This window comes from Microbacterium sp. 22242 (assembly GCF_052045495.1).
Taxonomy (GTDB): Bacteria; Actinomycetota; Actinomycetes; order Actinomycetales; family Microbacteriaceae; genus Microbacterium.
The window spans coordinates 227,750-240,427 of record NZ_JBQEOZ010000006.1 but is presented as its reverse complement, the minus strand read 5'-3'; the positions used below and the strand labels follow the sequence as shown (position 1 = coordinate 240,427).

14 protein-coding genes are annotated in these 12,678 nt (G+C 69.7%); 6 read left to right on the top strand and 8 right to left on the bottom strand.

Annotated elements, in window-relative coordinates; all coding sequences use genetic code 11:
- Positions 1–214: 214 nt before the first annotated feature.
- Complete coding sequence (locus ACTJJZ_RS09300) at positions 215–1,036, top strand: cytochrome c oxidase assembly protein (protein ID WP_440720900.1); 822 nt, start codon at positions 215–217, stop codon at positions 1,034–1,036.
- 60 nt (positions 1,037–1,096) lie between these two features.
- Here the strand turns inward: ACTJJZ_RS09300 and ACTJJZ_RS09295 are convergent, their stop codons facing one another.
- The gene (locus ACTJJZ_RS09295) at positions 1,097–1,555 is read right to left on the bottom strand and encodes a hypothetical protein (protein ID WP_440720899.1); all 459 of its coding nucleotides are present in this window, start codon (positions 1,553–1,555) and stop codon (positions 1,097–1,099) included.
- A gap of 150 nt (positions 1,556–1,705) precedes the next feature.
- On the opposite strand from ACTJJZ_RS09295, the gene ACTJJZ_RS09290 reads away from it, so the two are divergent.
- Complete coding sequence (locus ACTJJZ_RS09290; protein ID WP_440720898.1) at positions 1,706–2,137, top strand: NUDIX hydrolase; 432 nt, start codon at positions 1,706–1,708, stop codon at positions 2,135–2,137.
- 13 nt (positions 2,138–2,150) lie between these two features.
- On the opposite strand, the gene ACTJJZ_RS09285 is transcribed toward ACTJJZ_RS09290, so the two are convergent.
- Both ACTJJZ_RS09285 and ACTJJZ_RS09280 read right to left on the bottom strand, forming a co-directional pair.
- A complete protein-coding gene (locus ACTJJZ_RS09285; RefSeq protein WP_440720897.1) occupies positions 2,151–2,621 on the bottom strand; it encodes an aminoacyl-tRNA deacylase in 471 nt (156 codons plus the stop codon).
- Between the two features lie 61 nt (positions 2,622–2,682).
- Complete coding sequence (locus ACTJJZ_RS09280; protein ID WP_440720896.1) at positions 2,683–3,189, bottom strand: DNA helicase; 507 nt, start codon at positions 3,187–3,189, stop codon at positions 2,683–2,685.
- A 107-nt stretch (positions 3,190–3,296) separates the two neighbouring features.
- On the opposite strand from ACTJJZ_RS09280, the gene ACTJJZ_RS09275 reads away from it, so the two are divergent.
- Positions 3,297–3,854 (top strand): peptidylprolyl isomerase, encoded by a 558-nt coding sequence (locus ACTJJZ_RS09275; RefSeq protein ID WP_440720895.1) that lies wholly within the window; start codon positions 3,297–3,299, stop codon positions 3,852–3,854.
- Between the two features lie 28 nt (positions 3,855–3,882).
- A complete protein-coding gene (locus ACTJJZ_RS09270; RefSeq protein ID WP_440720894.1) occupies positions 3,883–4,773 on the top strand; it encodes a rhomboid family intramembrane serine protease in 891 nt (296 codons plus the stop codon).
- Between the two features lie 260 nt (positions 4,774–5,033).
- On the opposite strand, the gene ACTJJZ_RS09265 is transcribed toward ACTJJZ_RS09270, so the two are convergent.
- Entirely contained in the window at positions 5,034–5,273 is a 240-nt protein-coding gene (locus ACTJJZ_RS09265) for a cell division protein CrgA (RefSeq protein ID WP_440720893.1), read from the bottom strand.
- Between the two features lie 53 nt (positions 5,274–5,326).
- Between ACTJJZ_RS09265 and ACTJJZ_RS09260 the strand changes: the two genes are divergently transcribed.
- Together ACTJJZ_RS09260 and ACTJJZ_RS09255 are read left to right on the top strand one after the other, a co-directional pair.
- Positions 5,327–6,109: a class E sortase gene (locus tag ACTJJZ_RS09260; RefSeq protein WP_440720892.1), complete on the top strand. Its 783-nt coding sequence runs from the start codon at positions 5,327–5,329 to the stop codon at positions 6,107–6,109.
- Complete coding sequence (locus tag ACTJJZ_RS09255) at positions 6,109–6,282, top strand: hypothetical protein (RefSeq protein ID WP_440720891.1); 174 nt, start codon at positions 6,109–6,111, stop codon at positions 6,280–6,282. The genes ACTJJZ_RS09260 and ACTJJZ_RS09255 overlap by 1 nt, the downstream gene beginning before the upstream one ends.
- 14 nt (positions 6,283–6,296) lie before the next feature.
- Here ACTJJZ_RS09255 and pknB read toward each other — a convergent pair whose 3' ends face one another.
- The 4 genes from pknB to ACTJJZ_RS09235 all read right to left on the bottom strand — a co-directional run bounded on the left by pknB (position 6,297) and on the right by ACTJJZ_RS09235 (position 12,671).
- Positions 6,297–8,054, bottom strand: coding sequence for a Stk1 family PASTA domain-containing Ser/Thr kinase (gene pknB / locus ACTJJZ_RS09250; protein ID WP_440720919.1), 1,758 nt, complete (start codon positions 8,052–8,054; stop codon positions 6,297–6,299).
- Positions 8,055–8,125: 71 nt separating this feature from the next.
- Positions 8,126–9,844 (bottom strand): serine/threonine protein kinase, encoded by a 1,719-nt coding sequence (locus ACTJJZ_RS09245; RefSeq protein ID WP_440720890.1) that lies wholly within the window; start codon positions 9,842–9,844, stop codon positions 8,126–8,128.
- Positions 9,841–11,304 (bottom strand): peptidoglycan D,D-transpeptidase FtsI family protein, encoded by a 1,464-nt coding sequence (locus ACTJJZ_RS09240; RefSeq protein ID WP_440720889.1) that lies wholly within the window; start codon positions 11,302–11,304, stop codon positions 9,841–9,843. Before ACTJJZ_RS09240 ends, ACTJJZ_RS09245 begins: the two co-directional genes overlap by 4 nt.
- A complete protein-coding gene (locus ACTJJZ_RS09235; RefSeq protein ID WP_440720918.1) occupies positions 11,301–12,671 on the bottom strand; it encodes an FtsW/RodA/SpoVE family cell cycle protein in 1,371 nt (456 codons plus the stop codon). Before ACTJJZ_RS09235 ends, ACTJJZ_RS09240 begins: the two co-directional genes overlap by 4 nt.
- Positions 12,672–12,678 lie beyond the last annotated feature (7 nt).

Below are 12,678 nucleotides of genomic sequence, written 5' to 3'. Positions count from 1 at the left end.
GCCGCGTTTCGCGCACTCGACAGCCAGAGTTCACCTTCCGTTAAGGCGCGACGACGGCCCCCGCAGACCGTGCCCGCCGAAGCGTTGCGGATCCCACCTCGCGCATAGCCCGGCGGCGTAGCGTCGAGCCGGCCGCACCGCAGATCGGAGTCGAGAGACGCCTCCCATTCCCGTCTTCCTGAGCACCTGGAGCCTGGATCCCACCGCGCTCGGGGTGCTCCTCGTCGCGGCAGGACTCTACCTCGGCGGGGTCCGGGTGCTGCGCCGGCGGGGTCACCGCTGGCCGCTGCGCCTCACGCTGATGTTCCTGCTGCTCGGCCTCGGCTCGTACGCGTGGGTGTCGTTCGGTTTCCTCGGCACGTGGAGCGTCGAGATCCGCTGGGCGTTCACGACCCGGATCGCGCTGCTGATGTTCGTGGTGCCTGTCGCTGTCACGCTCGGGCGCCCGGTGTCGCTCGCCCGCGCGGTGCTGTCGGAGCGTCCCCGGGCGCGGGTGAACGGCTTCCTGCGCTCGTGGCTCGCCAAGTTCTTCGGCAACGCGATCATGGCCCCGGTGTTCACCTGCCTGGTCTTCGCGGTGTTCTTCACGCCGTTCGCGGCCGTGCTGCGGATGAGTCCGATCGCGGAGGGCCTGACCAGCGTGCTGGTTCCGCTGCTCGGCCTGCTGATGGTGCTGCCGATGGCCGCGCACACGGTGGCCCGCACCAGCCTGTTCATCGTGGCCGAGTTCCTCTTCGCGTTCGTTGAGCTCGTGCTCGACGCGATTCCCGGCATCCTGCTGCGCCTCAACGACACCGTGCTCGACCACGCCGGCCTCTGGCCGGGTGCGCTGCCCGCCTGGTTCCCGAACCCCGTTCACGACCAGCACCTGTCCGGCGACTTCCTGTGGTTCATCGCCGAGGTCGTCGACGTGCCGATCCTTGTCATCCTGATGATGCGATGGATCCGCAGCGACAAGCGCGAGTCGCGCAGCATGGACCGGCTCAGCGACGAGGAGATGGCCGAGCTCACGGCCGCGCACCTGCGCCGGGACTGAGCGAGGGCCGTGGCCTCACGCTGCAGCCGCCGCCTCACGCGACGGGTGCGGCTGCGGCCCTCACTCGGCGGGTGCGGCGCGGCGGATCCGCTCGCCGAGGAAGGCGAGGTCATCGGGCGTGAGCGCGGTCACCGCGTAGGCGGTGGGCCAGACCGTGCCGTCGTCGAGCTGGGCCGGCCACTCGAACTCGAACGTCGCGTAGCGCACCGTGAACTTCGCCTTCGGCTTGAAGAAGCACACGACCTTGCCGGCCGGGTTGGCCCATGCGGGCATGCCGTAGTAAGTGCGCGGCGCGAGGTGCGGCGCGTTCTCGGACACGAGCCGGTGCAGGGCCTCGGCCAGCGGGCCGTCCTCCTCGTCCATCTCGGCGATCTTGGCGCGTACATCGGCCTCACCGGCGGCGCGTGCCTCGGCCGGATCGATCTTCTTGCGCGACGCACGGACCCGGCTCTCCTTCGCGGCCTCCTTGACGGCGGCGCGCTCGAAGTCGGTCAGCGCGGGGGCGGTGTTCTCGGTCATGTCATCCTCCACTCGGTGCCCCTGGTTCCGGGACGATCCTCAGCCTAGGAATCCGCCATCCCGAGCGCTTCTTCAGAACTGATCGATCCGAGGAGCGGTGCAGCGGCGGCCGGCGGCGCCGTACCGCCCGCGTCTCACTAGGGTGGTGCCATGGACATGCGCGTCGCGGCATACGCGGTCATCGTCGACGACGACGCCGCCCGCGTGCTGCTGGCGCGCTGGACCGAGGGTCGCCGGGTCTCCTGGACGATGCCCGGAGGAGGGCTCGAGCCCGGCGAGGATCCCGAGGTGGCGGCCCGCCGCGAGGTGCACGAGGAGACCGGCTACAAGGTCGTCATCGAGGAGCTGCTCGGGATCCACTCCCGCGTCATCCCCGCCCGGCGCCGCGTCACCAAGGGCGCCGCGGCTCCGCTGCACACGCTGCGGATCGTGTACCGCGCCCGCATCGTGGGAGGACGGCTGCGGTTCGAGAAGAACGGGTCGACCGACATGGCCGCCTGGTACCGCCTGGACGAGATCGCCGCCCTGCAGCGCGTGCGGCTCGTCGACATCGCCCTCGGCATGGCCGGGCTGACCGTCTGAGGGTCGGGGACCGCTACTCCGGTTCGGAGATGTCGGCGACGGTCGCGTCGTACGCGGCGATCAGGGCATCCGCGTCGACGAACAGGCTGTAGCCGTGCGCGCCCGCGCCCATCGCGATGCGCTCGCCGCGGATCGTCTCGTCGGCATAGACCGGCCAGGCGGTCGTGCTGCCGATCGGGACGATGGTGCCCCGCTCGTAGCCGGTCGCGGCGAGGGCGACGTCGGGATCCGGCAGTTTCAGCCGGTTCACGCCGACGACGGCCCGCAGCTTCGGCCAGGAGATCTTCCGTCCGCCCGGCACCAGGGCGAAGAGGAAGGAGTCGTCGGAGCGCTTGACCACCAGGGTCTTCACGATGCCGGAAGGATCCAGGCCCAGCAGCGCGGCGGCCTCGTGCAGACTGCGGGCGGCAGGACGCTGGCGGATCTCGATCTCGAGGCCGCGTTCGGCCGCCGCATCCCGGACCCGGGCGTGCGGATCCGTCACGACGTCGGTCCTTCACCCGGCCGCCGGGCCTCCCACGGGGCAGGGCCCGACGCAGCGGTGCTCACGCCTCGGGAGCGCTCAGCGGGTCGTCCGCGACCCAGAGCTCGTCGTCGGCGCGCAGCGTCTGCCAGGCGGCGACCAGCACGCCGACCGCCGCGCCGATTCCGAGGACGATCGCGATCACGGTGCCGACACCGGGACCGCTCTTCGCGGGCGTCGAGGCACGCGAGGAGACCACGGCGTGCGGCGCGCCCGTGCGCTTGGCGTTGGCGATGTCCCATGCGGTGAGGGCCGATCCGATCACGCCGCCGACGGCGGGGATGACCTGATGGTCCACCACGTCGCGGGAGTACTTCACCCCGCGGTCGACGGCGGGACGCACGCGGTGCTCGTACACGTCCTGGACGGTCGGCACCACCTGCTCACGACGGAAGTGGTCGAGCTGACGGCCTGCCTCACGCGCGACGCTCGCGGCCTCGTTGACCAGGCCCTGCTGGGCGGCCCACAGCTTGTTCGCTTCGTGCTGCAGACGACGGAGTTCCTTCTTGCGCTTGCGACTCAGGCCCATGGTGCCCTCCCAATCGAAACGGGTTCGGATTCCCCATCTTGCCAGACCCTCGCCGGAATGGTCTGCGCACAGGGGGGATCTTGCGGAACCTCTGCGACAATGGCTATATGCCTCACGCCACTCACGTCGCCACGCTGCACACCAACCATGGAGACATCGTCGTCAACCTGTTCGGCGACCACGCCCCCCGCACCGTGAAGAACTTCGTCGGGCTCTCCGACGGCACCGGCTCCTGGACCCACCCCGCCACCGGCAAGCCCGGCGAGGGACCTCTCTACAAGGACGTCATCTTCCACCGGATCATCCCGAACTTCATGATCCAGGGCGGTGACCCGCTCGGCCAGGGCGTCGGCGGCCCCGGTTACACCTTCAACGACGAGATCCACGGCGAGCTGAACTTCAACGAGCCGTACATCCTCGCGATGGCGAACGCCGGCCTGCGCCGCAACGCGATCACCGGTCAGCCCGAGGGCACCAACGGCTCGCAGTTCTTCATCACCACGGACCCGACCCCGTGGCTGCAGGGCAAGCACACCATCTTCGGCGAGGTCGCGGACGACGCCTCCCGGGCCGTCGTCGACGAGATCGCGTCGGTGCGCACCGGAGCCGGCGACCGTCCGGTCGAGGACGTCGTGCTGCAGTCCGTCGACATCGTCGCCAACTGAGGCCTGCGCAGGACTCCGGATCGCGCCGATGACGAATTCGGAGTTCCACGCGAATCCCGACAACTTCTGCTACCGGCACCCCGGACGGCAGAGCTTCGTGCTGTGCCAGCGGTGCATGCGCACGATCTGCCCGGAGTGCCAGACCCAGGCGCCGGTGGGCGTGATCTGCCCCGAGTGCATGCAGGAGCAGCGTCGCAGCGAGTCGCCGGCGCAGCGCAGGGCCCGGCGCAGCTGGGGTGCGCGCAGCATGACGATCGTGGGCGGACGCCCGCTGGTGACGTACTGGATCCTCGGCATCACCTCCGCGATCGGGCTGCTGCAGCTGGTGCCGGGCCTCGACGGGCCGATCACGAACGCACTGCACTTCCAGGCGGCGTACCTCTACCCCTCGCTGTCCGGCGCGCCGTTCGAGCCCTGGCGGATGCTCACCGTGCTGCTCGTGCACGGCGGGCTGATCCACCTCGGCCTGAACATGCTGGCCCTGTGGATGATCGGTCAGCAGCTCGAGCCGCTGATCGGCCGGGCGAAGTTCCTCGTGCTGTATCTGGTCAGCGGCCTGGCCGGGTCTGTCGCCGTGGCGCTGCTCGCCCCTGGCATGCCCACGGTCGGCGCATCCGGGGCGATCTTCGGCCTGTTCGCCGCCCTGATCGTGATCGGCCGTCATCTCGGTGCGAACGTCACCGGCATGCTGGTCGTGCTCGCCATCAACCTGGTGGCCGGATTCGCGATGGGCTTCAACATCGCCTGGCAGGCCCATGTCGGCGGCATCATCGCCGGCGCCCTGATCGGCCTGATCTACGCCCGCACCGGCGGCCGCCGCAGCGCGCGCTTCTGGTGGATCGGCCTCGTCTCCGCCATCACCGTCGTGCTGCTCGCTGTCGTCGCGATCGTTCCGCCGCTGCTGGCCACGGCGGGCTGACCCCAGCCCCGGCGGCGGATCGGCGCCGAGAGCGCACCGGACGCGGTTTCCCGAGTGGGAGCGGTGGTGTGAATAACACCGGTGTAATTCTCCCCAGCTGGGGATAGATCTGTGGATAACTCCGGGGAGTGGTTGTGCAAATCGATCCCCAGATTGTGGATAACCGCCCGAAACAGGGGAGAACCGGGGGAAAGGGATTCCCGCACCGGATCGAAAAAAACGCCCCCGCGCGAGCGGGGGCGTCTGTTCCTCGAGGGGCGTCAGCGCCAGCGTGTGGTCATCAGGAAGCCGATGAGGGCGATGCCGAGACCGATCAGCAGGTTCCAGGACTGCAGTCCAGGGATCGGGTACTGCATGCCGGTGATGTAGAAGACGAGGATCCAGGCCAGTCCGAGCAGCATGAAGCCGACCATGACGGGCTTGAACCACACGGCGTTGGGGGCGGAGCCGGCATCGACCTTCTCGACGACGGCTTCTTCGGGCTTGCGGGATCGTGCCATGGGCCCAGTCTACCCATCAGGGCGTGGCCGACCCAGGTCGGTATGATCGCGGCATGACCGACGCGGGAGCAGCCACGGGCGGCGCGGCTCGCCGTCGGAGACCGCGACGCCGGGCGACGTTCGTGAGCGTGCTGGGCGAGCTCCTCCTCACCGCGGGCGTCGTCGTGCTGCTGTACGTCGCGTGGCAGATGTGGATCGGCGACATCATCATGGGCGCGGCCGCGAACGACAGGGGTCATGCGATCAGCCGGAGCTGGGCGGAGAGCCCCGCGCCAGCCCCTCCCCCGGTCGTGCCGGGAACCGGTGCGAGCGGGCTCCCGGCCCGGTACGAGCCGCCCGTCATGACGGCGCCGCAGAACGGCGTGCCCTGGACGGCGCAGATGCGGGTGCCGCGCTGGGGAGCGGACTACGACGTGCAGATCGCGGGCGGCGTCACCCGCGCGGACACCCTCGACCACGGCTGGATCGGCGTCTATCCGGGATCGGGCATGCCCGGCCAGCCCGGCAACTTCACGATGGCGGCGCATCGCACGACCTGGGGCAAGCCGTTCAACCAGCTCGACCGGCTGCGGCTGAACGACGCGATCGTGATCGAGACGCCCGCCGGCTGGTACACGTACCGGTTCCGGACCCTCGAATACGTGACGCCGGACAGCGTGAACGTGCTGGATCCGGTCCCGCAGGACGCGGGCGCGCCCCCCGCGGAGAGCTACATCACCCTCACGGCATGCTCGCCACTGTACTCGCTCGCCGAGCGGATCGTCGCGTACGGGGTGTTCGAGAGCTTCCAGCCGCGTGCGAAGGGCGCTCCGGCGTCGTTGCAGGAGGTGAGCTGATGTACGCAGGGTTGTGGCGGATCCTGCCCGGACCCTGGTGGGTCCGGCTGCTCATCGTGCTCGTGGTGGTCGCTGCGATCCTGTACGGACTGTTCTTCTACGTGTTCCCCTGGGTGAGCCCGTTCATCTCCCCCGGCGACGTCAGCATCGAACCGGGGCCGACGCCGAGCTGAGCACGCCGCGCCCGCTACTTGCCGGTGCAGTAGGTGAGGTCGACCGTGGACCGCACGGGCACGTCCCCTGGCGCCACCGACATCGCGACGACCGTCTTCGTATCCGTGGCCTTGCAGTCCGGCTTCGCCACGGGATTCGCCGTCAGCCCGAGCTGCTGCAGCGCCTGGGTGGCCTCGTCGAGGGGCTTGCCGGTGAAGTCGTTCAGCGTGACCACGCCGCTCGCGACGACCAGGTCGACCGAGGTACCGGCCGGGACCTCGGTCCCGGCGGCGACGCTCGAGCTCAGCACGACGTCGCGCGGCGACTGCGGGTCGTTCTTCTGCGTCACCGCGCCGAGCTGCAGCCCGGCCTTGGCCAGCGCGTCCTTCGCCGCCGCCTGGGTGAGCCCCGCGAGCGTCGGCACCGTGCTCTTCGCGGCACCCGTCGAGACGTACAGCGTGACGGCTTGACCCTTGTCGAGCTGCGTCCCCGCGGTCGGGTCGGTGCTGATCACGTCGCCCACGGCCACGTCGGCGTCCGCCTGGTCGATACGGATCGCGCGGAGGTCGAGCTTCTTCAGCTGGGCGGCGGCGGAGTCGTAGGCCTGCCCGGTGAGATTCGGCACGGTGCGGGCGGCGGTGGGGAGGTCGCCGGCCGGACGCATCGCGAGCACCCAGATCAGCACCGAGGCCAGCAGGACCGCGAGCAGCGCCACGCTCGCCCAGATCCACGCCACCGGCGGCCCGGACTGGGTGCGGGTCATCGTGGTGTCGCTGGAGAGCTGACGCAGCGTGCGGGCCGTCTCCTGGGCGTGCCGCGGGCTCGGCCCGTACAACTCGCTGGTCAGCGAGCTGAGCTGCTTCTTCGTCGGAACGGCGCCGGTGACGGCGCCGGCGACCGCGGCGTCGAGCGCGGTGCGGAACGAGGCGGCATCGGGAAAGCGCTGGAACGGATCCTTCGCCATCGCCCGCAGCACGACCGGATCGATCGCGCGGATCCTCGCCGCTTCCTTGCCGCTGTGCGCGCTGCCGTCGTGCACGCCGTCGTCCGCGTTGTCGTCGTGCGTGCCGTCGTCGTGCACCTCGCTCGGCGGGAGCGGGGTCTCGCTGACGTGCTGGTAGGCGACCGCGACCGGCGACTCCCCCCGGAACGGCTGGCGCCCTGTGAGCATCTCGTACAGTACGACGCCCGCGGAGTACAGGTCGGTGCGCGCGTCGACCTGCTCGCCCTTGGCCTGCTCGGGCGAGAAGTACGCCGCCGTGCCGATGATCTGCGTGGTCTCCGCGACGGTCGACGACGAGTCCGAGACGGCGCGCGCGATCCCGAAGTCCATCACCTTGACCGCGCCGGAGGGGGTGATCATCACGTTGCCGGGCTTGATGTCGCGGTGCACCACGCCGGCGCGATGCGAGTACTCGAGCGCCTCGAGGATCCCGTCGGCATAGCGGACGGCCTCGACCGTCGGGATCCGGCCCCTCGCGATGACGTCCTTCAGCAGGTGACCGTGCACGAGCTCCATGACGATGAACGGCACCGGCTCCGCAGTCGTGCCGCCCGCCTCGGCGGAGGAGTCCTCGCCCGCGTCGTACACGCGCACGATCGACGGGTGCGACATGCGGGACGCGGCCTGCGCCTCCATCCGGAACCGGGTCCGGAAGCCCGTGTCCCGCGCGAGCTCGCGATTCAGGATCTTGATCGCGACGTCGCGGCCGAGGGTCAGGTCGTAACCCCGGTGCACGTGCGCCATGCCGCCGCGGCCGATGAGATCATCGACCCGGTATCGGCCGGCCATGACACGCGTGGTCGTCGACACGAAGACCCCCCTCGTCCTTATCGTTCCTGCGGCGTCGTGATGGATGCCGCTCAGGGCGTCGTCGTGGGCGTCGGGATGGTGACGGGCGGCGCCGACTGGATCTGCGTCGTCCGGGCGTCGGAGTCGGGGCTCTGCTGGTCGCCGCACTTCACCGAGTAGGAGACCGTGAAGTCGCCGCTCTGGCTGAGCTTGACCCCGGTGCTCGTCGTCCCGGCCGGGAACGTCGGGCCCCCCGACATGAACGATCCCCCGCTGATGTTGACGGTGTAGCTCTCGAGCTGCGATCCGCTCGGGCAGACGTAATCCTGACCCCAGCTGACGGTGACGGTTCCGCCGGCGACGACGGCACCGCTGACGGTGGGAGCGGACGGCGGCTTCGGCGGCTGGGTGCGTGCCGCGTACGCCGTGAGCGTGAGCGTGGAGCCCTGCGGGACCATTCCGACCGGATCGACCTTGTAGACCTTGCCCACGGCGTCGTCCGACGTGGCAGGGTCCCCGGGCCCGCAGTTCGCCACCAGTCCAGCGGCCTGCGCCTTCGCGACGGCCTGATCGCAGGTGAGGCCGGTCAGCCCCAGCGCATCGACGTCCACACGGGTCACCGTCTGCGTGGGCGTCGGCTTGGGCGGGGGCGGCGGAGTGGACTGGCTGGTGGTCGTCGATGACGTGGCGGGCGCCTTCTGGTTCGCGAACAGCGCGAACAGGGTTCCTGCGAGCACGAGCAGCAGCAGCACGATGAGCGCGATGAGCGGCCAGGTCCACGGGCTGCGCTTCTTCCGCTTCTCCGGCGCCGGGTCGGGCTCGGTCGGGATCTGCGCCGTGGTCGGCATGATCGTGGTGGCGCCCTGGGTCGCACCGAGCAGCTGCGTCATCGCGGCATCGCCACCCGCGGCGGCGGCCGCTCCGACCACGCCCGCGACGACGGCGGGCACCGCGATCGCGGCCGAGTTCAGGTCGCCGCGGCGCAGCGCCTGCGCGGCCCGCGCCACGGTCGCCGCAGAGGACGGGCGATCCGCCGGCTTCTTGGCGATCATCGCCATCACCAGGTTCTGCACCGGCTGCGGCACGGTCGACGGCAGCGGCGGCGCGGTGTCGTTGATCTGCGCCATCGCGATCGCGACCTGCGATTCACCGGTGAACGGACGCTTGCCGGCCAGGCACTCGTACGCGACGATGCCGAGCGAGTAGATGTCGGTCGCCGGGGACGCGGCGTGCCCCGAGGCCTGCTCGGGCGAGAGGTACTGCACCGTGCCCATGACCTGGCCGGTCGCCGTCAGCGGCACCTGGTCCGCGATCCGGGCGATGCCGAAGTCCGTGATCTTGACGCGGCCGTCGGGCGTGATGAGGAGGTTGCCCGGCTTGATGTCGCGGTGCACGAGGCCGGCGGCGTGCGCGGCCTGCAGCGCCGACGCGGTCTGCGCGACGATGTCGAGGGTCTTGTCGGCGCTGAGGGATCCCTCGCGCTCGAGGATCGTGGAGAGCGCCTCACCGGGCACGAGCTCCATGACGAGGTACGCGGATCCGTTCTCCTCGCCGTAGTCGAAGACGCTGGCGATGCCCTCGTGGTTCACGAGTGCGGCGTGCCGGGCCTCCGCGCGGAAGCGCTCGAGGAACCCGGGGTCCCCCATGTACTCGTCCTTGAGGATCTTGATCGCGACCGTCCGTCCGATGACGTGATCGGTCGCCTCCCACACCTCGCCCATGCCGCCGATCGCGATCCGCGACTGGAGCTCGTAGCGACCGCCGAAATGCACACCCTGCGTCGGCCTCATTTGTTCAGCACCGCCTCCATGACCTTCTTGGCAATAGGCGACGCGATCGCATCGCCCGAACCCGACTGACCCTGCCCGCCGCCGTCTTCGACGACGACCGCAACAGCGATCTCCGGGTTGGTGGCAGGCGCGAATCCGGTGAACCACAGCGTGTACGGGTTGCTGTCACCGTTCTCCGCGGTGCCCGTCTTCCCGGCCACGTCGACTCCGTCTATTCTTGCACCCTGCGCTGCGCCGCCTGAGACGGAGGCCTGCATCGCCGCGGTCAGCGCCTTGGCCTGGTCGGCGCTCATCGCCTGGCCGAACGCGGTGTCGTCGTACTGCTTCTGCACGGACAGGTCGTCGCCCAGGATCTGGTCGACCATCCGCGGGTTCATCACCTCGCCGCCGTTGGCGATCCCGGCCGAGACCATCGCCATCTGCAGCGGGGTGGCGATGACCTTGCCCTGGCCGAAGCCGGTCAGCGCGGTCTGCGCGGCGTCCAGGCCGGTCGGGTAGCTGGACGGGGTGGACTTCAGCGGCGTCGTGAACGACTTGTTGAATCCGTACTTCTCGGCCATCGCGTGGATGGTGTCGTCGCCGAGCTGCGCCGCGAGCTCCGCCATCGGGATGTTGCAGCTGAACTTGATCGCGTCGGCGAGGGACACGGTCTGCCCGTCGCCCGCCGGGCAGGTGCCGCCCCAGGCGTTGTGCACGGCGGTGCTGGTGCCGGGCAGGGTGAACGCGGCCGGGTTCGGGAACGTCGACTGCATCGTGAACTTCCCGGACGCCAGGGCGGCCGAGGCCACGACGAGCTTGAAGGTGGATCCCGGCGGGTTCAGGTTGCCGCCGATGCCGCGGTTGTAGAGCGGGTTGCTGGACGCGTTCTGCAGCGCGTCGTAGGCCGCGGTGGCCTTGTCGGCGTCGTGCACGGCGAGCGTGTTGCTGTCGTAGCCGGGGGTCGAGACCATGGCGAGGATCCGGCCGGTCTTCGGCTCGATCGCCACGACCGCCCCCTGGTAGCCCTGCAGGGCGTCGAAGGCCGCCTTCTGCGCCTTCGGGTCGAGGCTCAGCACGACGTTAGCGCCCTTCTGCGGCTGGCCGGAGACGATCCGCTCGATCGAGGACAGGAACTGCGTGCTGCCGGTGCCGCTCAGCTCGCTGTTCATGGCCTTCTCGATGCCGGTCGCACTGCCCAGGGCGGGGTTGTAGAAGCCGGTGACGGTCGACCACATCTGCGGATCGGTGTACACGCGCTGGAACGAGTACATGTCGTTCGTGGGCGTCGAGGTGGCGATGGGGGCGCCGCCCGCGATGATCGATCCGCGCTGGATCTCGTAGCTGTCCAGCCGCGTGCGGGTGTTCGCGTCGTTCTGGGCGAGCGAATCGGCCTGCACGACCTGGATCCAGCTCACCGATCCGAACAGGGCGAGGAACATCACCAGCACGAGGATGCTGATCCGGCGCAGCTCCTTGGTCATCCGATCACCACCCTTGGCTGACGGCGCACGCCGTCGGAGATCCGCATGAGCAGCCCGACGATGAGCCAGTTGGCGACGAGGGAGGATCCTCCCGCCGCGAGGAACGGCGTGGTCAGGCCGGTCAGCGGGATCACCCGGGTGACGCCGCCGACCATGATGAACACCTGCAGTCCGAGCGTGAACGAGACGCCGACCGCGAGGAGCTTGCCGAAGTCGTCCTGCCCGGCGACGCCGATCCTGAGCCCGCGGGAGACGAACACCATGTACAGGCAGAGGATCGCGAACAGCCCGATCAGACCGATCTCCTCGCCGAGGCTGGTGATGATGAAGTCGCTCTCCGGCACGGGGGTCACCGTGGGGCGGCCCTGGCCGAGGCCGGTGCCGAGCAGCCCGCCGTGGGCGAGGCCGAAGATGCCCTGTACGAGCTGGAAGCTGCCGCCCCTCGCCTCGATGAGCTTCGGGTCGAAGGCGTTCAGCCAGGCGTCGAAACGGCCGTGCACGTAGGTGAGGAACTGCGCGGCGATCGCGACGCCCGCCGCCACGCCCAGCAGGCCGATCAGCACCCAGCTGGTCTTGCCGGTCGCGACGTAGAGCATCACGATGAACATGCCGAAGATCAGCATGCCCGTGCCGAGGTCGTGCTCGGCGACCATGATCCCGAGCGAGATCACCCAGACCACGATCACGGGCCCGAGCTCGCGCATGCGCGGCCAGGTGATGCCGAGGAACCTCTTGCCCACCGAGGACAGGCTCTCGCGCGTGCGCACCAGGTAGCCGGCGAAGAAGATCGCCAGGAAGATCTTCGCGAGCTCGCCCGGCTGGAACTGGAAGATGCCGATCGAGATCCAGACGTCCGCGTTCGCGTCCGGCATCCGCAGCCCCGGCACGAACGGCAGCAGCAGCAGGATGATGCCGGCGAGGCCGGAGAGGTACGTGTAGCGGTACAGCACGCGGTAGTTGCGCAGGAACACGACCAGGGCGATCGTGCCGATCACCGAGATCGCCATCCAGACCAGCTGCTTGTTCGAGGAAGCGAGCCAGCCGGTGTGCTTCATCGCGATGTCGATCCGGTAGATCTCGGCGATGCCGACGCCGGTGAGCACGGTCGCGATCGGCAGGACGAACGGATCCGCGTCCGAGGCGACGAAGCGCAGCACGATGTGCAGCGCGAACACGAGCACGGCCAGCCCGCCGCCGATCATGAGGATCATCGGGTCGATCGTGCGCAGGGCGCCGAGCTGGACGAGAGTCAGTGCGGCGCCGGCGATCAGCACGGCGAAGAGCAGCAGCCAGAACTCGCGGTTGCGCTGGGTCTGCGGACCGCGGATCTTCCGCAGCGCGCGCAGCACGCTGGTGTCGGCGTTCATGTCGGCG

Excerpts from the sequence above, each read along its gene's own strand:
- ACTJJZ_RS09295 (WP_440720899.1), bottom strand. The coding sequence starts at position 1,555 with ATGACCGAGAACACCGCCCCCGCGCTGACCGACTTCGAGCGCGCCGCC.
- ACTJJZ_RS09290 (WP_440720898.1), top strand. The coding sequence starts at position 1,706 with ATGGACATGCGCGTCGCGGCATACGCGGTCATCGTCGACGACGACGCC.
- ACTJJZ_RS09280 (WP_440720896.1), bottom strand. The coding sequence starts at position 3,189 with ATGGGCCTGAGTCGCAAGCGCAAGAAGGAACTCCGTCGTCTGCAGCAC.
- ACTJJZ_RS09275 (WP_440720895.1), top strand. The coding sequence starts at position 3,297 with ATGCCTCACGCCACTCACGTCGCCACGCTGCACACCAACCATGGAGAC.
- ACTJJZ_RS09270 (WP_440720894.1), top strand. The coding sequence starts at position 3,883 with ATGACGAATTCGGAGTTCCACGCGAATCCCGACAACTTCTGCTACCGG.
- ACTJJZ_RS09265 (WP_440720893.1), bottom strand. The coding sequence starts at position 5,273 with ATGGCACGATCCCGCAAGCCCGAAGAAGCCGTCGTCGAGAAGGTCGAT.
- ACTJJZ_RS09260 (WP_440720892.1), top strand. The coding sequence starts at position 5,327 with ATGACCGACGCGGGAGCAGCCACGGGCGGCGCGGCTCGCCGTCGGAGA.
- ACTJJZ_RS09255 (WP_440720891.1), top strand. The coding sequence starts at position 6,109 with ATGTACGCAGGGTTGTGGCGGATCCTGCCCGGACCCTGGTGGGTCCGG.
- pknB (WP_440720919.1), bottom strand. The coding sequence starts at position 8,054 with ATGGCCGGCCGATACCGGGTCGATGATCTCATCGGCCGCGGCGGCATG.
- ACTJJZ_RS09245 (WP_440720890.1), bottom strand. The coding sequence starts at position 9,844 with ATGAGGCCGACGCAGGGTGTGCATTTCGGCGGTCGCTACGAGCTCCAG.
- ACTJJZ_RS09240 (WP_440720889.1), bottom strand. The coding sequence starts at position 11,304 with ATGACCAAGGAGCTGCGCCGGATCAGCATCCTCGTGCTGGTGATGTTC.
- ACTJJZ_RS09235 (WP_440720918.1), bottom strand. The coding sequence starts at position 12,671 with ATGAACGCCGACACCAGCGTGCTGCGCGCGCTGCGGAAGATCCGCGGT.